Origin of the sequence: Stenotrophomonas sp. CFBP8994, assembly GCF_034044835.1 — a bacterium.
GTDB classification, from domain to species: Bacteria; Pseudomonadota; Gammaproteobacteria; order Xanthomonadales; family Xanthomonadaceae; genus Stenotrophomonas; species Stenotrophomonas rhizophila_A.
In genome coordinates this window covers 411,626-433,876 of sequence record NZ_JAXCWT010000001.1, presented here as the reverse complement: position 1 = coordinate 433,876, position 22,251 = coordinate 411,626, and the positions used below count along the sequence as shown (strand labels likewise).

At 67.1% G+C, this 22,251-nt stretch carries 22 protein-coding genes and 1 tRNA gene; 13 read left to right on the top strand and 10 right to left on the bottom strand.

From position 1 onward, the window contains the following. Positions 1-69: 69 nt before the first annotated feature. The gene (locus SOM39_RS02080; RefSeq protein WP_320457323.1) at positions 70-1,257 is read right to left on the bottom strand and encodes a YbfB/YjiJ family MFS transporter; all 1,188 of its coding nucleotides are present in this window, start codon (positions 1,255-1,257) and stop codon (positions 70-72) included. A gap of 134 nt (positions 1,258-1,391) precedes the next feature. Here SOM39_RS02080 and SOM39_RS02075 point away from each other — a divergent pair, with 134 nt between their 5' ends. Continuing rightward, positions 1,392-2,153: a helix-turn-helix transcriptional regulator gene (locus tag SOM39_RS02075; protein ID WP_320457322.1), complete on the top strand. Its 762-nt coding sequence runs from the start codon at positions 1,392-1,394 to the stop codon at positions 2,151-2,153. A gap of 78 nt (positions 2,154-2,231) precedes the next feature. Here the strand turns inward: SOM39_RS02075 and SOM39_RS02070 are convergent, their stop codons facing one another. Genes SOM39_RS02070 through SOM39_RS02060 form a run of 3 tightly spaced genes read right to left on the bottom strand, consistent with a single transcriptional unit; the run spans position 2,232 to position 3,797 of the window. Further along, a complete protein-coding gene (locus SOM39_RS02070) occupies positions 2,232-2,750 on the bottom strand; it encodes a DsbA family protein (protein WP_068853308.1) in 519 nt (172 codons plus the stop codon). After that, positions 2,747-3,244, bottom strand: coding sequence for a peroxiredoxin (locus tag SOM39_RS02065; protein WP_320457321.1), 498 nt, complete (start codon positions 3,242-3,244; stop codon positions 2,747-2,749). The genes SOM39_RS02070 and SOM39_RS02065 overlap by 4 nt, the downstream gene beginning before the upstream one ends. A 34-nt stretch (positions 3,245-3,278) precedes the next feature. After that, positions 3,279-3,797, bottom strand: a complete 519-nt coding sequence (locus SOM39_RS02060; RefSeq protein WP_068853304.1) for a Dps family protein — start codon at positions 3,795-3,797, stop codon at positions 3,279-3,281. Between the two features lie 242 nt (positions 3,798-4,039). Between SOM39_RS02060 and SOM39_RS02055 the strand changes: the two genes are divergently transcribed. The 6 genes from SOM39_RS02055 to SOM39_RS02030 all read left to right on the top strand — a co-directional run bounded on the left by SOM39_RS02055 (position 4,040) and on the right by SOM39_RS02030 (position 8,361). Beyond that, positions 4,040-5,497, top strand: a complete 1,458-nt coding sequence (locus tag SOM39_RS02055; protein WP_320457320.1) for a sensor histidine kinase — start codon at positions 4,040-4,042, stop codon at positions 5,495-5,497. Then, the gene (locus tag SOM39_RS02050; protein ID WP_320457319.1) at positions 5,497-6,126 is read left to right on the top strand and encodes a response regulator transcription factor; all 630 of its coding nucleotides are present in this window, start codon (positions 5,497-5,499) and stop codon (positions 6,124-6,126) included. Before SOM39_RS02055 ends, SOM39_RS02050 begins: the two co-directional genes overlap by 1 nt. A 61-nt stretch (positions 6,127-6,187) precedes the next feature. Next, a complete protein-coding gene (locus SOM39_RS02045; protein WP_093536337.1) occupies positions 6,188-6,553 on the top strand; it encodes a response regulator transcription factor in 366 nt (121 codons plus the stop codon). 69 nt (positions 6,554-6,622) lie between these two features. Then, entirely contained in the window at positions 6,623-6,784 is a 162-nt protein-coding gene (locus SOM39_RS02040) for a hypothetical protein (RefSeq protein ID WP_167693303.1), read from the top strand. A 39-nt stretch (positions 6,785-6,823) separates the two neighbouring features. Then, positions 6,824-7,963, top strand: coding sequence for an alpha/beta hydrolase (locus SOM39_RS02035; RefSeq protein WP_320457318.1), 1,140 nt, complete (start codon positions 6,824-6,826; stop codon positions 7,961-7,963). A gap of 86 nt (positions 7,964-8,049) precedes the next feature. After that, positions 8,050-8,361: a helix-turn-helix domain-containing protein gene (locus SOM39_RS02030; protein ID WP_320457317.1), complete on the top strand. Its 312-nt coding sequence runs from the start codon at positions 8,050-8,052 to the stop codon at positions 8,359-8,361. Positions 8,362-8,633: 272 nt separating this feature from the next. Here the strand turns inward: SOM39_RS02030 and SOM39_RS02025 are convergent, their stop codons facing one another. Continuing rightward, entirely contained in the window at positions 8,634-8,756 is a 123-nt protein-coding gene (locus SOM39_RS02025) for a helix-turn-helix transcriptional regulator (protein ID WP_320457654.1), read from the bottom strand. Positions 8,757-9,102: 346 nt separating this feature from the next. Here SOM39_RS02025 and SOM39_RS02020 point away from each other — a divergent pair, with 346 nt between their 5' ends. Continuing rightward, a complete protein-coding gene (locus SOM39_RS02020; RefSeq protein WP_320457316.1) occupies positions 9,103-9,753 on the top strand; it encodes a hypothetical protein in 651 nt (216 codons plus the stop codon). Between the two features lie 17 nt (positions 9,754-9,770). On the opposite strand, the gene SOM39_RS02015 is transcribed toward SOM39_RS02020, so the two are convergent. Next, positions 9,771-9,908 (bottom strand): hypothetical protein, encoded by a 138-nt coding sequence (locus SOM39_RS02015; protein WP_320457315.1) that lies wholly within the window; start codon positions 9,906-9,908, stop codon positions 9,771-9,773. Then, on the bottom strand, positions 9,908-10,048 hold the full coding sequence (locus tag SOM39_RS02010) for a hypothetical protein (RefSeq protein WP_320457314.1): 141 nt from the start codon (positions 10,046-10,048) through the stop codon (positions 9,908-9,910). Before SOM39_RS02010 ends, SOM39_RS02015 begins: the two co-directional genes overlap by 1 nt. A 195-nt stretch (positions 10,049-10,243) precedes the next feature. On the opposite strand from SOM39_RS02010, the gene SOM39_RS02005 reads away from it, so the two are divergent. Beyond that, positions 10,244-10,744 carry a hypothetical protein gene (locus SOM39_RS02005; RefSeq protein ID WP_320457313.1) on the top strand — a complete coding sequence of 167 codons (501 nt, stop codon included), beginning with the start codon at positions 10,244-10,246 and terminating at the stop codon, positions 10,742-10,744. Between the two features lie 374 nt (positions 10,745-11,118). Here SOM39_RS02005 and SOM39_RS02000 read toward each other — a convergent pair. Continuing rightward, positions 11,119-11,194: transfer RNA gene (locus tag SOM39_RS02000), tRNA-Ala, on the bottom strand. Between the two features lie 412 nt (positions 11,195-11,606). Between SOM39_RS02000 and SOM39_RS01995 the strand changes: the two genes are divergently transcribed. After that, positions 11,607-14,159: a Cache 3/Cache 2 fusion domain-containing protein gene (locus SOM39_RS01995; RefSeq protein WP_320457312.1), complete on the top strand. Its 2,553-nt coding sequence runs from the start codon at positions 11,607-11,609 to the stop codon at positions 14,157-14,159. A gap of 288 nt (positions 14,160-14,447) precedes the next feature. Further along, the gene (locus SOM39_RS01990) at positions 14,448-16,775 is read left to right on the top strand and encodes a TonB-dependent receptor (RefSeq protein WP_320457311.1); all 2,328 of its coding nucleotides are present in this window, start codon (positions 14,448-14,450) and stop codon (positions 16,773-16,775) included. 47 nt (positions 16,776-16,822) lie between these two features. Here the strand turns inward: SOM39_RS01990 and rnd are convergent, their stop codons facing one another. Next, positions 16,823-17,905, bottom strand: a complete 1,083-nt coding sequence (gene rnd / locus SOM39_RS01985) for a ribonuclease D (protein WP_217536420.1) — start codon at positions 17,903-17,905, stop codon at positions 16,823-16,825. 112 nt (positions 17,906-18,017) lie between these two features. Between rnd and SOM39_RS01980 the strand changes: the two genes are divergently transcribed. Together SOM39_RS01980 and SOM39_RS01975 are read left to right on the top strand one after the other, a co-directional pair. Continuing rightward, complete coding sequence (locus tag SOM39_RS01980; RefSeq protein ID WP_414715853.1) at positions 18,018-19,856, top strand: formylglycine-generating enzyme family protein; 1,839 nt, start codon at positions 18,018-18,020, stop codon at positions 19,854-19,856. A 71-nt stretch (positions 19,857-19,927) separates the two neighbouring features. After that, positions 19,928-20,839 (top strand): M48 family metallopeptidase, encoded by a 912-nt coding sequence (locus SOM39_RS01975; RefSeq protein ID WP_068853288.1) that lies wholly within the window; start codon positions 19,928-19,930, stop codon positions 20,837-20,839. 57 nt (positions 20,840-20,896) lie between these two features. Here the strand turns inward: SOM39_RS01975 and xseA are convergent, their stop codons facing one another. Continuing rightward, entirely contained in the window at positions 20,897-22,237 is a 1,341-nt protein-coding gene (gene xseA / locus SOM39_RS01970; RefSeq protein ID WP_320457310.1) for an exodeoxyribonuclease VII large subunit, read from the bottom strand. Positions 22,238-22,251 lie beyond the last annotated feature (14 nt).

Genomic DNA, 22,251 nt, shown 5'->3' with positions numbered 1-22,251 from the left:
TGCTGCGGCCTTGGTGTGGCGCGTTAAGTGCTTGATCGCAGGTGTGGGCCGCGCATGAATTGCTGTTCATCAGCGCGCGTGGTCGTGCGCGTCACCGGGCATGGCGGCCAGCAGCACGATGCCCACGGCCATGAAGATGGCCGCCAGCAGCAACGACGCCTGGTAGCTGCCGCTGCTGCGGGCCAGGGTGCCGGCAAGCGCCGGTGCCAGGATCTGCGCTACCCCATAGCTGAGGGTGAGGTTGGCCATGGCCTTGGCCGGGTTGTGCGGGTAGTGGCGGCCGACCACGGTGAGGGTGAGGCTGACGATGCCGGCGAAGGTGAGCCCGAACAGCAGCGCGCTGCCGAGTCCGGCGACCAGGCCGCTGTCCAGCAGCGGAAGTAAGAATGAGGCGGCCTGCAGGGCGAAGGCCAGCATCAGGGCGCGGATCAGGCCGATGCGCGCGGCGATGCGGTCCCAGGCGAACGTGGATGGCACCGCCGCCAGTCCCACCAGCACCCACACCGCGCTGCCGTGGCCACGGAAGGCGGGGGTCTGTTCGAGAATGGCCACGATGAAGGTGGCGCTGACCACGAAGCCGACGCCGGCGCAGAAATAGGCCGCCACCAGCAGTTGGCGCCAGCGCCGGCTGGGCGGGGGCGGCGCTTGTGCGGCCTGTGCGGCGGAGGTCGGGGTGGGTGCCGGCATCCAGCACCAGGCGGGAAACAGGAAGAGCAGGCCAAGCAGGCCCAGCCAGCGCCATTGCGCACTGGAGTCGGCGTGCCCGGCGAGCAGGCCGGTGGCCAGCCCGGAGACCACGATGCCCAGGCCCAGCCCCGCGAAGTGCAGGCCCAGGCGCGGGCGTTGCCGGTTGCCCAGCAGCCAGTTCAGCACCAGCCCGGAGGCCAGCAGCAGGCCGGCGGTGCTGGACAGACCCGCCACGAAGCGCAGCAGGCTCCACAGCCAGGGCTGCGTAGTGGTCCCCATCAGCGTTGTGGCGGCAACCGCCAGCACCAGCCCAATCCGGTAGAAGCGGAATTTCTGCTGCATGTCGCCCACGCGCGCCGCCAGCAGGGTGCCGAGCAGGTAGCCCAGGTAGTTGAAGGTGGCCAGCCAGCCGCCCTGCGCCGCGCTGAGGCCGGCATCGACCCGCATCAGGGGCAGCAGCGGGGTGTAGGCGAAGCGGGCCAGCCCGACGGTGAGCACCAGCGCGCAGATGCCGGCGGCGATGACCTGCCAGGGCTTCCGTGCAGTGGAGGGGGCGAGGGAAGTGGACATGCGTGGAACCGGAAAGGGACGCGTCCATGGTCGATCAGGTGCGCGGCGGCTGTCTTTCGATAGAATGTCGAATCATGTCGATAAACCGCCAAGAAGGGCCCTCCACGCTTTCCGGGCCCTGGAAGGAAGTCCCGGTGCCGCCGCTGCGCGCGCTGCCTTGGCCGGTGATGGCGCGCAGCCAGGAGCTGGCCGCCGGCGAGCGTTTCCCGCCGCATGCGCATGACTGGAACCAGGTGGTGTTCGCCACCCACGGTGTGCTGCAGGTGACTGCGCGCAATGCGCGGCACGTGATCACCCCGCAGCAGGCGCTGTGGGTGCCTACCGGCATGGTCCATCACACCGGTGCTTTGAGTGCGGCTGCGTTCCGCAACCTCTACGTGGCCGATGATCCGGCGCTGGGCATGCCCGACCGGTGCGCGGTGCTGGATGTGTCGCCGCTGCTGCGCGAATTGATCGTGGAACTGGGGCAGGTGCGGCCGGAAGACGATGCGGGTTACTACGCGCATCTGAGCGCGCTGGTCACCACGCAGCTGCGCCGCCAGCGCCAGCATGTGCGCCACCTGCCGTGGCCGCAGGATGCGCGGCTGCAGCGCTGGTGCCAGGCACTGCACGACCAGCCCGGTGATGCGCGCGGCGTGGACGAGTGGGCACGGCTGTTGGGCGCGTCGCCGCGCACGCTGGCGCGGCATTTCGAGCGCGAGACCGGCATGAGCCTGCGCACGTGGCGCACGCGGCTGCGCCTGCTGCGCGCGATCGAGTGGCTGGCGCAGGGGCGTTCGCCGACGGCGATCGCGCATGAGCTGGGCTATGCCTCGGCATCCGCGTTCAACTACATGTTCCGCGTCGAGACGGGCATGAGCCCGTTGCAATGGCGAAGGGCACGGCAACCGGGCTGAGCGCAGCGGTCGGTCCCCGGCAGGTGCCGGCGCGCCCGGGGTGGGGGAGGGGAGACCCCGGCGCGCCGGCGGAACGGATCACGCGCGTTCGGTCAATACGTCAACCAGGCTGTCCACATCGCGGGCGCCGTCGTAGCGCACCCCATTGATGAAAAGGCACGGGGTGCCGTTGACGCCGCTGCGCACGCCGCCCATGAAGTCGCGTTCGATGCGGTCATCGAACGCGCCGTTGTCGGCGGCCTGCAGCAACGCGGGGTCCACTCCAAGCTGCTTGGCGTAGGCCTGCAGGTCGCGCGCGCTCAATGCATCCTGGCGCTGGTAGAGCAGGTCATGCGCTTCCCAGAACAACCCCGCGTCTGCGGCCGCTTCGGCAAAACGCGCAGCCGGCAGCGCGTTCGGGTGGATTTCGGAAATGGGGAAGTTGCGGAACACAAAGCGCATCCGGTCGCCCAATGCCTGCTGCACCGCTTTGAGCATGGGATACGCCTCGCCGCAGTACGGGCATTGATAGTCGCCGTACTCGACCAGGGTGATGGGCGCATCGGCCGGACCCTGGCTGTGGTCCTGCGCGCTGACGGGAATCGACAGACCTTTCATGACGCTGCTCCTGCGGTGGAGGGAAGTTGCGCCAGCGCTTCCAGGATGCCGTCGGCGCCGGGATTGATGCCCAGGGGGGAGATGTAGCTCCAGCGCACCATGCCCTCGGCATCGATCACGAACAACGCGCGCTCGCAGACGCCGTCCTGTTCGCGGTACACGCCGTAGCGGCGGGCCACTTCGCCTTTTGGCTCGAAATCGGCCAGCAAGGGAAAGTGCAGGTGGCGTTGTTCGGCGAACGCGGCGTGGCACCACACCCCATCCACGGAGATGCCCACCAGCTGCGCGCCGCTGCGGTGGAACTCGGGCAGCAGCTGGTTGTACAGCGCCAGCTGGTCGCCGCAGACCGGGCTCCAGTCGGCGGGGTAGAACGCCAGGATCACCGGGTGGCCGCGCAGCTCGTCCAGGCTGACGCGCTGGTCCGGGGTGGCGGGCAACTGGAACGCGGGCGCGGGCGCGCCCAGGGGCAACGAAACGCGGGGTGCAGCGGACATGACAGCCTCCTGCTGGAACGAAACAGCGCGTGGATCAGCGGATGGGGCGGGTGCTTTCGAACAGGAACCAGCTGCGGCGCTCGGCCTCGTCGATCCAGTTCTCGATCAGGCTGGTGGTGGCCACGTCGTTGTGGGTGGTGCACACCCCATGGGTGGCCCGCAGGAAGCGGGTGAGCTGGCGGTTGTCGTCGGCCAGCTCGGCAAGCATGTCCTCGGGGGTCACGTAGTCCGCGTCGTTGTCGAGCAGGCGCTGGATGCGGTGGATCTGCCCGATCGAGCGCAGCGTGGTGCCGCCGACCTTGCGCGCCCGTTCGGCGATGGCATCGGTGGTGGCGAAGATCTGCTCGCCCTGCTCATCCAGCATCAGGTGGTAGTCGCGGAAGTGCGGGCCGGACAGGTGCCAGTGGAAGTTCTTGGTCTTCAGGTACAGCGCGAACACATCGGCCAGCAGTACGGTCAGGGCACCGGCGATGTCCTTGCCGGCCTGCAGGCTGAGGTCGGACGGCGTGCGCAGCGGGGCGGTCTGGCGGGATGGGGCGACAACATCGTGCATGACGGCTCTCCGGTAGCGGGGGAAGGCGGCCCGGGCCGCAGGTGCTGCGGGGGAGCCGATGGATCCAGACTAGGCAGCGGGGGCCGGCGGGAACATTGCGCCATCGTTTCCCCGGCTCATACCTTGGTTTGGGCCACCTGCCAGCGCATCCCTCTTTGGGGGGATCTGCCGCCCCCGGGTGCGGGGGATACTGGGCTCACCCCGGCGCAGGTGACTGCGCCCCGCCAGGAGGCCAGACCGTGGTGCCCAGCTCGACTCCCACGCGCCCGCGCGCCGCCGCGGCGTCCACGTTGCGCGGCCGCACCGTGTTCCGCGCCGTTGCCGCGCTGCTCACGCTGGGGATCTTCCTGGTCGATGTGCTCACCACGCTGGAAGGTGCGGTAGCAGTGCTGTACGTGGTGGCGGTGCTGCTGGTGGCGCGCACCGGGCGCCGCGCCGACATCGTCATCACTGCCGTGGCCGGCATCGGGTTGACCCTCATCGCCTACCTGGATTCGCACGGGGTGAACCATGTGGGCGCGCAGACCTTCCGCGCGCTGGTCAGCCTCGCGGCGATCGTCATCACCGCGCTGCTGGCACTGCAGTACCAGGGCGCGATGCAGCGCCTGCGGGGGCAGGCAACGCTGCTGGATCTGTCGCACGACATGATCTTCGTGCGTGACCGCAGCGGGGTGATCACGTTCTGGAACCGCACGGCCGCGCAGGTGTACGGTTGGTCGGCCGAGGACGCCATCGGCCGCGTGGCCGATGTCCTGCTGTCCACCCGCTACCCGCAGGCACGCGAGGCAGTGGAGGCCACCCTGCTGCAACTGGGCAGCTGGGAAGGCACGCTGGAGCAGCGCACCCGCGACGGCGCCTGGCGCGTGCTGGAAAGCCGCTGGGTGATCCAGCGCGATGGCCTGGGGCGCGCAACCGGCGTGATGGAAACCCACACCGACGTCACCGAGCGCCGCCGGGCCGAGGATGCCGCGCTGCGCGCGCAGGCCGAACTGGCGCACGCCACGCGCGTGGCCACGCTCGGTGAGCTGACGGCTTCGCTGGCGCACGAGGTCAACCAGCCGCTGATGGCGGTGGTGACCAACGGCGAGGCCGGGCTGCGCTGGCTGCACCGCGACCCGCCGGACCTGCACGAAGTGGAGGCCGCCATCACCCGCACGGTGAGGGAAGCGCGCCGTGCCAGTGAGATCGTCAAACGCGTCCGCGCGTTCCTGGCCAAACGCAGCACGCCGCGCGAGCCGCTCGATGCCTCCCTGCTGATCGAAGACGCGGTGCGGCTGGTGCAGCACGAACTCAACCGTGAGGCAGTGCAGCTGCACGTGGCAGTGACCGCCGACCTTCCCGCCGTGCACGGTGATGCGGTGCAGCTTCAGCAGGTGCTGGTGAACCTGCTGATCAACGCCAGCCAGGCCATGGCCGGGCAGGCCAACGCGCGGCAGCTGGTGGTGGAGGCGCAGCCCGGCGCACCCGGTGAAGTGGCCATCAGCATTGCCGACAGCGGCCCGGGCATCGACAGCGCGCACCTGGACACCCTGTTCCAACCCTTCTTCACCACCAAGCCGGACGGCATGGGCATGGGCCTGGCGATCTGCCGGTCCACCGCCGAAGCCCATGGTGGGCGGCTGTCGGTGGAGAGCGAACCCGGCCATGGCGCCACCTTCCGGCTGGTGCTGGCCACCCATCCCACAGGAGCACGCGCCTGATGAGCCTACCCACACCGCCACTGGTCGTGGTGGTCGATGACGATGCCGCCGTGCGCGACGCGCTGGACAGCCTGCTGCGGTCGGTGGGGCTGCAGACCCGCGTGCTGGGCGCGCCTTCGGAGCTGCTGCAGGCGGTGCTGCCGGACGTGCCTGGCTGCATCGTGCTGGACGTGCGCCTGCCGGGCATCAGCGGGTTGGATCTGCAGGGCCAGTTGGCCGCGCAGGGCATCCACCTGCCCATCGTGTTCATGACCGGGCACGGCGACATTCCCATGACCGTGCGCGCGATGAAGGCCGGGGCGGTGGATTTCCTGGCCAAGCCGTTCCGCGACCAGGACATGCTGGATGCGGTCAGCGCCGCGATCGAGCGCGACACCCGCCGCCGCCAGGACATGGCCGCGCGCGGTTCGCTGGAAACGCGCTACGCCACCCTGACCCCGCGCGAGCGCGAGGTAATGGCGCACGTAGTGGCCGGGTTGATGAACAAACAGGTGGCCGGCGTGCTGCACCTGAGCGAGATCACCGTGAAGATCCATCGCGGCAACGTAATGCGCAAGATGGGCGTGCGCTCGCTGGCCGACCTGGTACGGCACGCAGAGGCACTAGGCGTGGGTATCGGCACCGCCTGAACCGACCAGCACAAACCTGTGTATGGTTCCGGCGCGCGGCCGGATCGGGCATAAAGGCTCCATGAAGCCGAGTTACCGCATTGCGATCGTCGATGACGACGACGGGGTCCGCCAGTCGTTGTCCAGCCTGGTGCGCTCGCTGGGCCACGAAGCGCGCACCTATGCCTCGGCGGCGGCGTTCCTGGCCGACGAAGGCGACGCACCCGACTGCCTGCTCACCGACATGCAGATGCCGCAGATGAGTGGCGACCAGCTGCAGGCCGAACTGCTGGCGCGCGGGTGCGCGTTTCCAATGATCTTCATGACCGCGTTTCCCACCGATGCGCTGCGCGCGCGGGTGATGGAGCGGGGCGGTCGCGCGTTCCTGGTCAAGCCGGTGGACGGCGAGGCGATGCTGCGCTGTATCGAGGAGGCGATCACCTCATGACCACTGCATCACGCGACCGCCGCTAGGGTGCAGGCATGCCCAAGGGGGCAGGCCACCACGAGCACGCACATGAACACCGAAAAGCAGCCCGGCAAGCAGCAGGGCGTTGACGAAGCCAAGCAGGACCGGAAGCAGGAAGATGCGGCCAAGGCCCGCCCGGGCCAGACCGATGAGAGCGTCCGTCAGTCCGAAAGCCGGCGCCCGCCGATCAAGGACAATCCGGACGCATGACACAATCGGCGTTCCGCTCCTGCAAAGGTGTCTACGCCGATGAAATGTTGGGTTGCCGGCTTGTTCTGGCTTGCTGTAACAGGGTTCAGCGTCCCGGCACAGGCGGCTGAACCGCCGGGCCCCGCGCCCCACGACCGCGCCGAGGCAGTGAAGGTCATTGCCGACCTGCGCAAGGTCGTGGCTGACAACGGCATCGAGCGGCTGCAGAAGGTCCGCATCGGCGGCATCGACCAGTGGGTCTCCATCCGTGGCAACGACCGCCGCAACCCGGTGCTGCTGATGCTGCACGGAGGGCCCGGTTGGGTGGCCATGCCCACCAGCTGGTATTTCCAGCGTGGTTGGGAGGAGTACTTCACTGTCGTGCAGTGGGACCAGCGCGGTGCAGGCAAGACCTACGCGGCCAATGACCCTGCGGTGGTCGCTCCGACCATGACCCGCGAACGGATGATCGCCGACAGCGAGGAAATGGTGGCCTGGCTGCGCAGCGAGTTCGGCAAGGAGCGGATCTTCGTGCTGGGCCAATCGTGGGGAAGCTACCTGGGTCTGGAGCTGGCCCAGCGCCGGCCCGGGTGGCTGCATGCCTACATCGGCATCGGGCAGATCTCCAATGCGCCGGAAAGCGAGCGCCGTGGTTTTGCGTGGACCCTGCAGCAGGCGCGGGAGGAGGGCAACGCCGAAGCGGTGGCCGAGCTGGAAGCATTGGCGCCCTACGCACAGGGAAACCAACCCGTGCCGCTCGAGAAGCTGTTCAAGCAGCGGAAGTGGCTCAACCACTACGGCGGCATGGTGCACAACCGCAGGGGCGGCGATGCCGAAGCGGCCGCAATCAGGCTTTCGCCGGAGTACACCGACCATGACGTGGCCGAGGTGTGGAAGGGCAACGACTTCTCGATGCAGCACCTGCTCAGCGAGGTGCTGACCCTGGATATGACCACGGTTCGGGAACTGAAGGTTCCGGTGTTCCTGTTCGAAGGCCGGCACGACCACAACGTCTCGTCCGAGCTCGCGGCGGAGTGGCTCCAGGGCGTAAAGGCGCCGGCCAAGCAGCTGGTCTGGTTCGAGCAGTCCGCGCACGAAGTAATGATGGAAGAACCGGGCAAGACCCTGCTCAGCCTCGTACAGCAGGTACGCCCGATTGCCGAGCGGGCAGGAGACGTCCCCAGGAACGGGGGAAACTGAAGGGCAGGTAGTTGGATATATACGGCAATGCCGTATAGTTCAATTGCGCGCCATTTACCCTTGCGCCTTGCCAGAGGAGCTCGGTCATGCCGAAGAATGACAAACTACTTGAAGCCCGCGACGCGAGGCGTGACATCGGTGCCGAGCTGCTGGCGTCGGTTCGTGCCATCAAGGAGGGCAAGGTCGGCAGGGTGAACATGGTTCCGGTATCGATCGCTGCCGAAGCACGTCAGCGACTGGGCCTGTCCCAGGCGCAGTTCGCAGGGATGCTGGGCGTATCGGTACGCACCTTCCAGGATTGGGAGCAGGGCCGCCGCGAACCTTCAGGTGCGGCCAGGACGCTGTTGAGGATTGCGGCCATTCGACCCGACGCGGTTCACGAGGCGATGGCGATCTGAATCCTGGCGGCGGGGCCTGCCGCCCCATCGCAACAAAAAAAGCCACCTGTCGGGTGGCTTTTTTTGTTGCGCTGTCGTCCGGGGACGACGGCTGGAATGTGGTGAAGGGGAACCGCTGAAGTGCCAGAAAGCCTTGCGGCACAATGGGCTGACGCGTGCTTGTGGTGCAGATGCGCCCACATGTGCCCCCGCTCTCAAGCTGCTTTCGGCAGCTCCTCCGAACTCCCGTCCCGGGCCGCCAATTTGGCCGCAATCCAGGCGTCGATTTCGTCCTAAGACCAGTCGACACAGTTGCCCCCGAGGTCGATTTGCGAAGGAAACTCCTTCCGGCGGATCCGGTCGTAGATGGTGTTCTTGGCCAGGCCCGTCCGGGCGGTGACGTCCTTGAGGCGCAGCAGGTTGGGGACGCGGCGCGGTGTGGGGGTGTATTCATCGGGTCTCCTTCGCCGCGGTGCGCGGCTGATTGGGGTTCTGCTTTCGGGTGCGCGGGCAACTGCCCCGGGCGGCTGCCATGACCTTCAGCGCTTCGTCCATGTCGCCGGCGGCGAGTGATGGAGGGCCAGGCCCCGGGCCTCCAAGAGGCGGACGGGGGTAGGGCCTGCCTCGGCCAGATCTAGACCCGACATGCCGGCCAGGTCGTGGGCCGCGCGCTCTACGACGTCGCTAAACGCTAGTCCCGCCCCTTTGGCCATCCGACACCGCCATGTCAAAATTGCCTCCATTCAAGGGGGGAGCAGCGCCATGAGCTTTTGGAATGCCTTCAGCACTTGCTGGCCGCCAGGTCAAGGAGGTTGCGTGGTTTGGTGGGATGCCTGGGCAGCCGTAGGAACGATTGGCGCCGCTGTGATCGCACTGTGGCTTGGTCTTCAACCAGTATTCGGGCGAAGACGCCACGCGAAGGCTGTGGCCAGAATTGCGGGGATTCGGTTGGGTATCCAGATACTCCACCTTGGGGCGAGCTGCCATCTGGCGAAGAGCATCACAACTGCTAGCCACTACAACGCAACTCGGATTAACGCCGAGCATTGTGATTCCAAGCCTCTTGCGCTGCTGATCCCTTACTTCGACGTTTTGCCAAGGAGCCTGATCAACCTCCTCGCGGAGTGCATCTCCGATATAGACACTCTCCATGCGCTGCTTGATAAAGGGAGTTACTGGCCCCCGAAGAGTCCACCACCGACAGTTAAGCTCTCAGGGCTGCTCGATGGACTTTTCAGCAAGATGACAGCAACCCACGCTGCTCTCTGCAAGTACGTCGGGGTTCCTTTGCCGGACCTGCATCAGCCAACCGCCTCGATGGGGAAGGGCCTTTCTGACTTGGCCGATCTCGCTGAGCTTGCAGGATGGGAAGAATCTGTAACGCGGCAACACATTCTGGGTCGACGCACCTGACGTTGCTTTCTGGTTGATCACGACCGCTTCTCCGGATGGATGCGGCGGTGGCCGTCGATCAGCTCCTGCACCTGGCCTTGCAGCCTCGCGGCCATGTCGCAGAAGTTGGGAGCGACGGTGGTGGCCACGACGTGCAGCTGGTTGCGGATGTCCATCAGGTCCACCAGCGGGAAGGCTGCTGCCCGGCGCGGATGGCGTCGGCGATGGCCGCCTGCAGCTGGGCCCGGCCCAGGGCGTCGCCGTCTTCGGTGAAGCGCCGGGCTACGTCGAGGGCAACTTGGTCGATGTCAGACATTGCTACGCTCCGTGGCAGAATGCGAGCTCAGGGGAATTGGTGAAACACGGATGGGGATTCCAACAGGGGTGGTTGAGTGCGCGTTGAATTGCCGAGCAGTGTCGCGGGAGCCTTACTTTGCGGCAGTATCGATACGAGCTCGTCCGTAGCCTAGACTTGCTGCGCGGCAGGATCGCCGCGTAGAGGAGCTGAGCAATGGAGTTCTTTCAGTGGCTTTGGGAAGATGCCGACAAGCTTTCGGGGATTGCCGCAGTCTTGGCGTTTGTTATTGCTGTACTGGCGCTTCGTGCGCAGCGCGAGCACAACAGGCTCTCCGTCAGGCCGCTTCCAGAAATAAAGTTCAAAGACTTAGAAGGCCACCAAGTAGTTACCTTGGCGAATCACGGTACTGGGCCTTTGATAATCAAGGCCCTCGGCATCTCGAAGGGCGGCGATATCGTTGCAGATGCCCTTATCGACCTCATGCCTGCCCATATCAAGTCTTGGGATTGGTTCGTCGGATCTCTAAATGGACGGTCAGTACCCGTCGGTGGATCCATCGACCTGATCGAATACAAGACGATTTCCAAATCGAACCAGCAGGCGGTCCGCGGAGCTCTGAAAGACCTCTCCGTGCACGTGATCTATTGCGACATCTACAATGGAGACCATCCGGTGTATCGGAAGTCGCTGGAGTGGTTTGGCCGGCACGATTGACAGTGACGTCAAGAAATGGACTGATTCTGCCACTATCAAGAATTGTCCCTGAAGCCCTGGCCAAAAGCCGGGGCTTCCGCGTTCTTGGCCCCCGACACCGATTGTCCACCGAGCGACTAGGCCTGACCACCTCGCCGCGGGGCGATACGGGCCGGCAGCAACTACATCCCTCCGGGCGGACGGGAGCGCCGAATCGCGAGATCGGAGAGTGGGGGCATCGGTTTTGGAGGCGGAGGGCAGGTGCCCCAAAATATGCCCCCACTGTCTCACCAGCTGCAACGGTACGGACCGGTCCGGACCGGCCAATGAAAAAGGCCGGTAGCCCTGTTTTTGCAGGAATTCCGGCCTCCTTTGTGCCCGTTCGGGCAGTTGTTTGGTGGAGCCAAGGAGGATCGAACTCCTGACCTCGTCATTGCGAACGACGCGCTCTCCCAGCTGAGCTATGGCCCCGGTGTACTGCAACACGGCTTGGGAACCGCGATGCGATCAAGTGTAGCGCTGCGCACCCCGGGCTGCCAAGGCCCCGCGCTGCATCTACCCACCTGCGTTACTCAACTCAGTACCGCCAGCCGATCTGCTCAACCTTCGCCATGTTCAAGAAGCGAGGGTTTCCGGCCTAAGGCCCGGCAGGAGAGTGCCGTTGGCGGCAGCACCCCTCCGAACTTGAGGAAATTGACCCCTTATCTGAACGGCGATCCGGCTTTGTGAAGATGCGCCCGGGAGACATAGCTTGGAAATCAATCGCTTAGGGAAAACGAAAGGTCCAATGTTTTTGTCTTCTTTTACGTAAAGAGGACCACTTCGGTGCCGATAAGAAATGTGACGTAACTCTCAATCCATCCTCCCCCCTCGAGTACCAACGATGACGACCCGTGCCGCCACCGTTTTCTCTACCTCCATCGGCGCGCGCCTGGCGCTGTTGATGGGCCTGATCACCACCGTTGCCTTCGTGGCGCTGGCGGTGCTGATCTACCGCCAGGCCGCAACCAGCTACCAGCAGCGTGTTGAGGCTGGCCTGCAGTCATCCACCGAGTTGATGCGCGACTCGGTGGAACTGTACGACCGCAGCCTGAGCGACAGCACCCAGCGCATGGCCGGGATCTTCCGCGGCATGCTGCCCGCCGGCGATGTCAGCGTAGACGCGGTCAAGACCGTGACCGTGGGCGAACGGCAGACCCCGACCCTGCAGTTCGGCACCGAGGTGCTCAACCTGCAGGAGGCCACGGTGGACCGCTTTGCCGAAGCCACTGGCGGCGGCGTCGCCACGGTGTTCGTGCGCGATGGCGACGATTTCGTGCGCGTGTCCACCTCGGTGCGCAACGCCGAAGGCGCACGCGCCATGGGCACGGTGCTCGACCACGCCAGCCCGGCCTATGCCAAGGTCATCGCAGGTGAGGGGTACACCGGTCCGGTGCGGCTGTTCGGGGTGGATTACATGACCCACTACATGCCGATCAAGGATGCCGCCGGTGAGGTTGCCGCGATCGCCTTCGTCGGCCAGAACTACACCGAAGGCCTGGCGGCGCTGAAGGCGCGCCTGCGCGAATCCAAGCTGGGCAAGGAAGGTCACTTCCTGGCAGTCAACACCAAGGCCGGCGACCAGTTCGGTACGGTGATGGCGTCGTTCGCCGGCGAAGGCGAGCTCCTGTCCTCCCTGGTGGACCCGGCCGACCAGGCCACGCTGGAGGCACTGCTGGCCGGCAAGGCCAGCCAGGCAACGCTGCACCTGCGTACCGCCAAGGACGCCGCGCCGCAGACCTATTTCGTCAGCGCCCAGGCCTACGGCCCGTGGCAGTGGACGGTACTCGGCCTGGAACCGACCTCGGTGCTGCAGGCCGTGCTGCACAAGTTGATGCTGCAGATCGGCGTGGTGTCCGGCCTGGGCCTGCTCGCGGTGATCGTGGCGCTCATCGTCGTGGTACGTCGTGTCATCAGCGCCCCCCTTGCGCAGGCCGGGCAGGTCGCGCGCGACGTCGCGGCGGGCCGCCTGGACCAGCGCATCGTGGTGCACAGCCAGGACGAGGTCGGCCGCCTGATGGGCGCGCTGCAACAGATGCAGGCCAAGCTGCGCGAGATCATCCAGGCGCAGAACGAAATGAGCCAGCGGCATGCCGAAGGGGCGATCAGCCACCGCATCGATGCCAGCCGCTTCGAGGGCGAGTTCGGCACCATGGTGACCGGGACCAATGAACTGGTCGCCGCGCATATCGGGGTCAAGATGCGCATGGTGGACCTGGTGCGCCGCTACGCCGATGGCGACCTGTCCCAGTCGATGGAGCAGCTGCCGGGCGAAAAGGCGCGCATCACCGAGGCGGTGAATGGCGTGCGCGACCGCCTGCAGGCGATCAATGGCGAGATCAAGCACCTGGTGGCGGCCGCCGCCGCCGGCGACTTCAGCGTGCGTGGCAATGCCGAGGCCTACCAGTACGACTTCCGCGTGATGGTCGAAGGGCTCAATACCCTGATGGTCACGGCCGACCGCAACCTCAGCGCGCTGTCCGGGCTGCTGCGTGCGCTGGCCGAAGGCGACCTGCGCGGCCGTATCGAGGGTCAGTTCCAGGGCGTGTTCGCGACCATGCGCGACGATGCCAATGCCACCGTGGCGCAGCTGACCCGTATCGTTGGTGGGATCCAGCAGGCGGCCGTGTCGGTCGCCACGGCGTCGGCGGAAATCGCCGCCGGCAACGACGACCTGTCCAAGCGCACCGAGCAGCAGGCCGCGAGCCTGGAAGAATCGGCCGCGTCGCTGGAAGAGCTGACCGCTGCCGTGAAGCAGAACGCCGACCATGCACGTCGCGCCGACCGCCTGGCGGCGGAGGCGGCCGAGGTGGCGGTGCAGGGCGGCAACGCGGTGGCGCAGGTGGTGGAGACCATGGGCGGCATCGAAGCGTCCTCGCGCCGCATCGCCGACATCACCACCGTCATCGATGGCATCGCGTTCCAGACCAACATCCTGGCGCTCAACGCCGCGGTGGAAGCGGCGCGCGCGGGTGAGGAAGGCCGTGGGTTTGCCGTGGTGGCCTCGGAAGTGCGCGCGCTGGCGCAGCGCTCGGCCAGTGCGGCCAAGGAGATCAAGGCGCTGATCGACGCGTCGGCGACCCAGGTGGCCGACGGCAGCGCATTGGCCAGCGAGGCGGGGCAGACCCTGCAGCGCGTGGTGGCATCGGTTGGGGAGCTGGGCGGGCTGATCGAAGAGATCGCCAACGCCAGCCAGGAACAGGCGGCAGGGATCGAGCAGGTCAACCAGAGCATCGTGCAGATGGATGGTGTGACCCAGCAGAACGCTGCCCTCGTCGAGGAGGCTTCGGCCGCTGCGCGTGCATTGAACGCGCAGTCGTCCGAGCTGCAGCAATCGGTCGGGCAGTTCCGCCTGGCCGACGCGCAGCCCGCGCGCAGGGAGCGCGTTGCGGCCTGATCGGGTGCGGTGGCGTCTGCGATGGGGAGTCGCAGACGCCACCGCCGGATCAAATGGAACAGGTATGGCCGGGTCTGCAACGGATCCGGCATAATCCGCCGCACGAACTCCGGCGGCTCAGCCAGCACACCAGGGTAGGGAACGGAAGGCCGTCCCCCGCAGCGCCCTGAAACTCCTTTGCAACACGAACGCAATACCTTGCCGCATCGCCGCGCAAACGGCGGTGCCGTGGGTGTTCATCCGCGCGCCGCGTGCGCCACCTTGATCCGTAACACCTGAGACCCCTGAATGTCCGCCCATCGCACCACCTCCGCTTCGGCCGCAACCGCTTCCTCCCGCACCGCCCGGCAGCCGCGCCCCCACGCGCTGGCGCTGGCCTGCATTTCGCTGCTCGGGCTGAGCGGCGCCGCCCTGGCGCAGGACGCCAGCCCGACCTCGCTGGATGCCATCACCGTCACCGCCGACCACCGCGAGCGCAACCTGCAGGAAGTGCCGGTCTCGGTCGGCGTGGTCCAGGGCGAGCGCCTGCGCGACTACACCGCCGGCGGCGATGACACCCTGCTGGCCCTGAGTGGCCGGGTGCCGAGCTTCTACGCCGAGACCACCACCGGCCGCATCTTCCCGCGCTTCTACATCCGCGGCCTGGGCAACATCGACTTCTACCTGGGTGCGTCGCAGCCGGTGTCGATCATCCAGGATGACGTGGTGCTTGAGCACGTGGTGCTGAAGTCCAACCCGGTGTATGACGTGGACCAGATCGAAGTGCTGCGTGGCCCGCAGGGCACGTTGTTCGGCCGCAACACCACCGCCGGCATCGTCAAGTTCGACAGCATCAAGCCCAGCCAGGATTACAGCGGCCGCGTGCAGGCCAGCTACGGCAGCTACGGCAGCGTGTCGGTGGACGGCGGCTTCGGCGGCCCGATCAACGACATCGCCTCGTTCCGCGTGTCGGCGCTGTACCAGCACCGCGACGACTACGTGGACAACACCTACACCGGCCCCAGCGCCGATGGCACGGTGTCCCCGAAGAAGAACGCCATGGGCGGCTTCGACGACCGCAACGTGCGTGCCCAGCTGCTGCTGCAGCCCAGCGATGCGTTCTCGGTGCTGGCCTCGGCGCACGCCCGTGACTACGAAGGCACCTCGACCCTGTTCCTGCGCAACGCGATCACCAAGGGTTCCAACACCACCGATACGCCGCGCGACCAGGTGGCCTACGACGAAGCCGACAACAACCCGCAGGCGTACAAGACCTACGGCGGCTCGGTCAAGGCCGTGTACGACTTCGGCAACATTTCGCTGACCTCGATCACCGCCTACGAGACCACCTCCGGCTACAGCCGCGGTGACACCGACGGTGGCGCGGCGGCCAACTTCCCGGTCAACGGCGTGCCCAACGGGTATGGCCAGTCGATGGGGCAGATCCGCGACCTGGACCAGTGGACCCAGGAAGTGCGCCTGGCCAATGCCGATGACAACCGCCTGAAGTGGCAGGTGGGCGCGTTCTACTTCGATGGCCGCGACACCACCGATTTCTACCAGCGCGCCTGGTTCCTGCAGGGCGCTGCGCGTAACCCGAACAACTGGGTGCGTCTGCGCAACACCAATACCTCGTGGGCCGGCTTCGGCCAGGTCAGCTATGACGTGACCGACAAGTTCACCCTGACCGCCGGCCTGCGCCAGACCCGCGACGAGAAGCGTACCCGGCTGCTGAAGACCGCTGATACGGCCGCCGGGGTGGTCACCTACCGTGGCCGTACCGACGTGGAAATGGCCGACACCACCCCGAGCTGGGACGTGAGCGCGATGTACGCGTTCAACCCGCAGGTGAGCGTGTACGCCAAGGTGGCGCGTGGCTTCCGCGGCCCGACCATCCAAGGCCGTTCGGCGGTGTTCAACGCGGACTTCACCACCGCCGATTCGGAAACCATCCTGTCCTGGGAAGCGGGCGTGAAGAGCAGCCTGTGGGACAACCGCCTGCGCATGAATGCCACCGCGTTCACCTACGTGGTCAACGACATCCAGCTCAACGGCAACGATTCCAACGGCAATGGCGTGCTGTTCAATGCCGACAAGGCCAAGGCCTACGGCCTGGAAGCGGACATGGAGCTGCGCCCGATCCCGAACCTGAGCCTGAGCGCCGGCGTGAGCCTGCTGCACAGCGAAATCCAGGATGACCGCGTGTATGCGCAGGTCTGCGCGCTGAACGGCGCGGTGGTGTGCACCGTGAATGACCCGACCATCAAGGTAGGCGCCAACACGTTCGCCCAGATCAACGGCAACCCGCTGCCGAACGCGCCGAAGTACAACCTGAACTTCGCTGCGCGCTACGACTTCCCGGTCAACGACAGCGACGTGTTCTTCGTGTCCACCGATTGGAACAAGCAGGGCCATACCAGCTTCGTGCTGTATGACTCGGCCGAGTTCAACTCCAAGGGCAGCTTCGAAGGTGGCCTGAAGCTGGGTTACTCGGGCAACTACGGGGCATGGGAAGCGGCGCTGTTCGCGCGCAACATCACCAACGAGAAGAACCTCAAGGGCGTGATCGAGAACTACATGGCGGCGGTGTACAACGAACCGCGCGTTGTGGGCGTCTCGTTGAATCTCAACTGGTAAGCGGTTGAAAAAAGGCCCCGCGCAAGCGGGGCCTTTTCATTGCGGTATCAGCCTGCGGCGGGCAACAAGGGCGCCAGCACCGGTTCCAGCACCGCCTGCCGCCATCCCGCCAGGGCCTGCGGCCACGTGCGGCTTTCCAGGTAACTTTCCAGGTGCTTGCGCGAAGCCAGCACGCCATCGGGCAGGCCGAGCTCGGCGGTACGTGCGCTCACCGCGTCCTGCAGCCGCTTCAACGCCTGCTTGTTGGCATCGTTGGCCGGCAGCGCCAGCGGCGCCTCGGCCTCATCGTGCAGCGGCGTTTCCAGGGCTTCCCAGACCTGCGCGGCGAGCTTGCGCGGGGCTTTGGGGAAGCCTTCCATCAGCTTGCCCAGTGCGCCGGCATCGGCCGGTGGCGTACGTGCCAGCAGCGCGGCCAGTTCGTTGTCCAGGATCCAGCTGCGCGGCTTGTCGCTGGCCCGTGCCTGCACGTCACGCCAGCGCAGCAGGCGCAACAGACGGCGCTGCGCGGGCGCATCCATGAACTGCGCCGAGCGCATCGCCACGTGCGGCCAGCGCTCTTCGTCCTGCTCGACACTGGCCAGCAGGCGCTCGGCATCGTCCTGCAGCCACTGGCGGCGGTCCAGCTCGCCCAGCCTCGCATCCACCGCATCGTGGATCGCGAACAGGTACTCCACGTCGTCGGCGGCGTACTCCAGCTGCGAATCCGTGAGCGGGCGGCGCATCCAGTCCGAGCGGGTCTCGCCCTTGGCCAGGGTCACCCCGGTGATGGCGGTGACCAGCTTCTGGTAGCCCATCCCACCGCCGATGCCGGCCAGCGACGCGCCGATCTGGGTGTCGAACAGCGGCCGCGGCAGCACGCCGCAGGCCACCTTGAAGGTGACCAGGTCTTCGCTGGCGCTGTGCATCACCTTCAGGATCGACGTATCGGCCAGCCACGGCGCCAGCGCCTCGGTCATGCCCGGAATCAACGGGTCGATGATCAGGATTTCATCGCCGACCGCCATCTGCACCAGCGCCAGCTGCGGCCAGTAGGTGCGTTCACGGATGAATTCGGTGTCCAGCCCGATGCGGGTGGGGCGCTGGCGGTAGCGCTCGTCCAGTTCCGCCGGGGTTTTGATCCAATAGGCCACGTAGGGATTCCATCTACTGCAGGTTTGCTCAGGTGAGGGAGAATAGCCTAACGTCGAGGCCGTCCCGCCGAAGGAACCCGAATTGCGTACTCCAGGCCCTGTCCCGCTGTTGCTGGCCGTGCTGCTGCTGGCCACGACCGCCTGCTCGCCCGACGCGCCACCACCACGCCCGGCGGCGGCGCGCGCGCCCGAGCCGGCCAAACGGGTCGAGCCTTTACCGGGGCAGGTGACCATTGGCGGCGAGGATGAAGCGGAGACCGAACAGCGCTGGCAGCCGCCGGCGGTGGTCATTGCCGACGACGGCGTGGCACAGGCGCGCCGCGACGCGGCCAAGGCCTTCGACGAGGGGCGGTTGTACGCCACCGCCGCCGATGCCATTCCGATCTGGCTGGCGTTGCGCCAGCGCGACGCCAACGACCGCCAAGCCCAGGCCGGACTCACCCGTGCCCGCCAGCAGCTGCTGAAGGACGCTGCGGAGCTGCTGCAGCGGCCGCTGCAGCAGCGCGAGGCACTGGCGCAGGCCGGCGAGATTGCCTTGGTGCTGCTGGCCCTGGCCCCGGATGACCCGAAGGTGCGTCAGCTGCAGTCGCGCGTGGAGCTGGCCCAGCGGGTGGTGGCGTACAACCGCGCCGGCGAGGAGGACCTGCGCGCCGACCGCATTGGTGAAGACGGCGACGGTGCCATTCCCAACTTCCGTGAGGCGCTGGCGCTGCAGCCGGACGAGCCTCGGGCCCGGCAGGGCCTGGCCGCCGCCGAAAGCGCGCTGATCCGCCGCGCCGAAGCCGCTGCCCGCAGCGCCGATTTCGCTGCCGCCGGCACCTGGCTGGCCGAAGCGGCCAAGGTGCGCGATTCGGCACCCACCATTGCCGATGCGTTCGAACGGATCGAGGCGATCCGCGCCGCCACGCTGGTGCGCCTGCGCGACGACGGCCTGCGCGACCTGGCCAGCCCGCAGGGGCTCAAGGCAGCGCGGCAGAAGCTGGAAGACGCGCTGCGCATCGCGATGCCCGGCGACCCGGTGGTGGGCCAGCTGCGCGAACGCATCGAACTGGCCACCCACTACGGCAGTTTCCGCCCGCGCCAGGTGTTCAGCGATGCGCTGCGCGATGGCGGGCGTGGCCCGCAGATGATCGTGGTGCCGCATGGCGGCTTCCAGATGGGCGCCGGCGATGCGGAACCGGGCGCCAGCGATGCGGAAAAGCCCTCGCACTACGTGCGCTTCGACCGCGGCTTCGCCATGGCGATCACCGAAGTGACCGTGGCCGATTACCGCCGCTACGTGCAGGCCAGCAACGCCCGGCCGCGCGCCACCCGGCGCGGCCATTCGATCATCTACGACGAGCGCAGTGGCAACTTCACCCGCAGCAGCGGGGTGGACTGGCGCTCGGGCTACGACGGCACCCCGGCCATCGCCAATTCGCCGGTGATGCACGTGAGCGTGCGTGATGCCGAGCACTACGCGATGTGGCTGTCCGAACAGACCGGGCGTTCCTACCGGCTGCCCAGCGAGGCCGAATTCGAGTACGCGCTGCGTGCCGGCACCAGTGGCCGCTACCCGTGGGGCAACGAGGGCACGCCGCCGCCGCTGTCGGGCAACTTCACCGGCGGCGAAGACGTATCGCCCTCCGGCCGGCGCTGGTTCAACGCCTTCGTCGGCTATGGCGATGGCTGGTGGGGCCCGGCCCCGGTGGCCACCTTCGAACCCAATGCCTGGGGCCTGCACGACATGGCCGGCAACCTCAGCGAATGGGTGGCCGACTGCTGGCACGCCAGTTACCGCCGGGCCCCGGCCGATGGCGTGGCCTGGTTCAACCCGGGCTGCCGGCAGCGGGTGATCCGTGGCGGCAACTGGGCCAATGCCCCCGAACAGACCCGCGCGGCCTGGCGGCAATCACAGGATTCGGACACGACCAGCGCCAGGATCGGGTTCCGCCTGGTTCGAGGTATCTGATACGTCGGCTTGGCGCTAGGATTGCCCCCAATGCCGGCACGGCGTGCCGGCCCCCATCAGGAACCAGGACGATGAGCAGCAATCCCTATGGCGGTCAGCAGCAACGAGCACGCCGCCCCGGGCTGTTCGGCAACATCCGCTGGTGGGTGCTGCTGGCGTTCGCCGGCTATGCCGCCTTCTACTGGTTCTCCAACCGCAGCGTCGACCCGTACACCGGCGAAAACGTGCTGATCGACAGTTCGCTCGATGCCGACCAGGAAAAGGCGCTCGGCCTGCAGGCCTACCAGCAGATCCTGGCCGAGGAGCGCCCGCTGGATCCCAACGCGCAGATATCGCGCGACGTGCGCGCGATCGCCGAACGGTTGATCCGCAAAGTGGACGTGGTGGAAACCGCGCTGGCCGAAGAGCACGGCCTGAAGCCGGCGCACTTCTCGCGCGACTTCGAATGGGAAGTCAATGTGATCCAGTCCGACCAGGCCAATGCGTTCTGCCTGCCGGGCGGCAAGATGGCGGTCTACACCGGGCTGGTGCCGGTGGCACAGACCCAGGATGCGATGGCAGTGGTGATGGGCCATGAAATCGCCCACGCACTGCTCCGCCATGGCGCCCAGCGCATGGCCCAGCAGAAGCTCACCCAGATCGGCCAGATGGCCGGTGCCGCCAGCGGCATGGATCCGCAGCAGCAACAGATGGTGATGTCGGCGATGGGCTACGGCTACCTGCTGCCGTACGCGCGCAGCCACGAAACCCAGGCCGATGAAGTGGGCCTGATGCTGGCGGCGGCGGCGTGCTTCGACCCGCGCGAAGCGGTGCCGCTGTGGGAGCGCATGGGCCAGGCCAGCGGCGGCCAGGCGCCGCCGGAATTCTCGTCCACGCATCCCAACCCGGGCACCCGCATCCAGAACCTGCAGGCGCTGATGCCCAAGGCCATGGAATACCGCCAACGCTACTGCGAATCTGCAGGCGCCCCGGCAACGCAATAACGTGGGCGAAACGCGTGTGCGGCCTGCTTGGACACGCATGGCGTGTCCCTACAGGGCTTACCCTCGGGTGTCTTTTACCACCACATCGATTACCCCGTCCTGCACCTGGGCCTTCAATGTATCGCCGGGTGAAACATCCAACGGCGACCGCACCAGGCGTCCATCCTGCTCACGGGTCAGGATGGCGTAGCCGCGCGCGACCGTGGCCAACGGGCTCACCGCTTCCATCGAACGCGCCAACGCGCGCAGGCGCAAGGTATCGCGCTGCAGCTGCCGCGCCATCGCCGCCTCCGCGCGTGGCTGCACCCGCAGCAGGCGCTGTTTCAGTGCATCCAGCTGGCGTTGCGGGTGGCCATTGCGCAGCACCACCGCCGCATGCCGCAGCCGCGCCAGGCGGCGCTCATGCTGCTGCTGCCACGCGCCGGCCAACCGTCGCGCCAGATCCTGCTGCCGACGCTGCAGCAGCTGCAGCCGGTTCTGCGGGCTCTGTGCGTTCAGCCGCAGCAGGGCGCGGTCGGCACGCTGCATGGCCTGGCCCAACCCATGCCGCTGCAGCTGCACCAGCCGCGCGGCGAACCGGCGTAGGCGCAGTTGCAGGTCGCGCTGGTCCGGTACCAGCAGTTCGGCGGCCACCGATGGCGTGGGCGCGCGCAGGTCGGCGGCAAAATCGGCCAGGCTGAAGTCGGTTTCGTGGCCCACCGCCGACACCACCGGGGTATGGCTCGCCGCGATGGCACGCGCCAGTTGTTCGTCGTTGAAGGCCCACAGGTCTTCCATCGAGCCGCCGCCGCGGGTGAGCAGGATCACGTCATAACGGCCGCTGGCGTCGGCGCTGCGCAGCAGCGCGGTGATCTGCGCAGCGGCACTGTCACCCTGCACCAGGCTGGGCAGCAGGTCCACTTCCAGCAGCGGGAAGCGGCGCTCCAGCACGCTGAGCACATCGCGCACGGCTGCGCCGGTGGGCGAGGTGATCACCGCCAGCCGGCGCACATGGGCGGGCAGGGCACGCTTGCGTTCGGCGGCGAACAGGCCTTCCGCTTCCAGCCGTGCCTTGAGCTGTTCGTAGGCGCGGCGCAGTGCGCCTTCGCCGGCTTCTTCCATGTGGTCGAGCACCATCTGGTACTCACCGCGCGCCTCGTACAGGGTCAGCCGGCCGCGCGCGAGCACGCGCATGCCTTCGCGCGGCACGAATTTCAGCCACTGGCTCTTGGGCTTGAACAACGCCGCGCGGATCTGCGCACGAGCGTCCTTCAGGGTGAAGTACATGTGGCCCGAGGCCGGGCGGGTCACGCTGCCCAGCTCGGCTTCCACCCACACCATCGGGAACGTGCCTTCCAGCAGGTCGCGGGCCAGGATGTTGAGCTGGCTGGGCGTGAGGATCTGCGCGCTACGGTCCATGGACGGTCAAACAG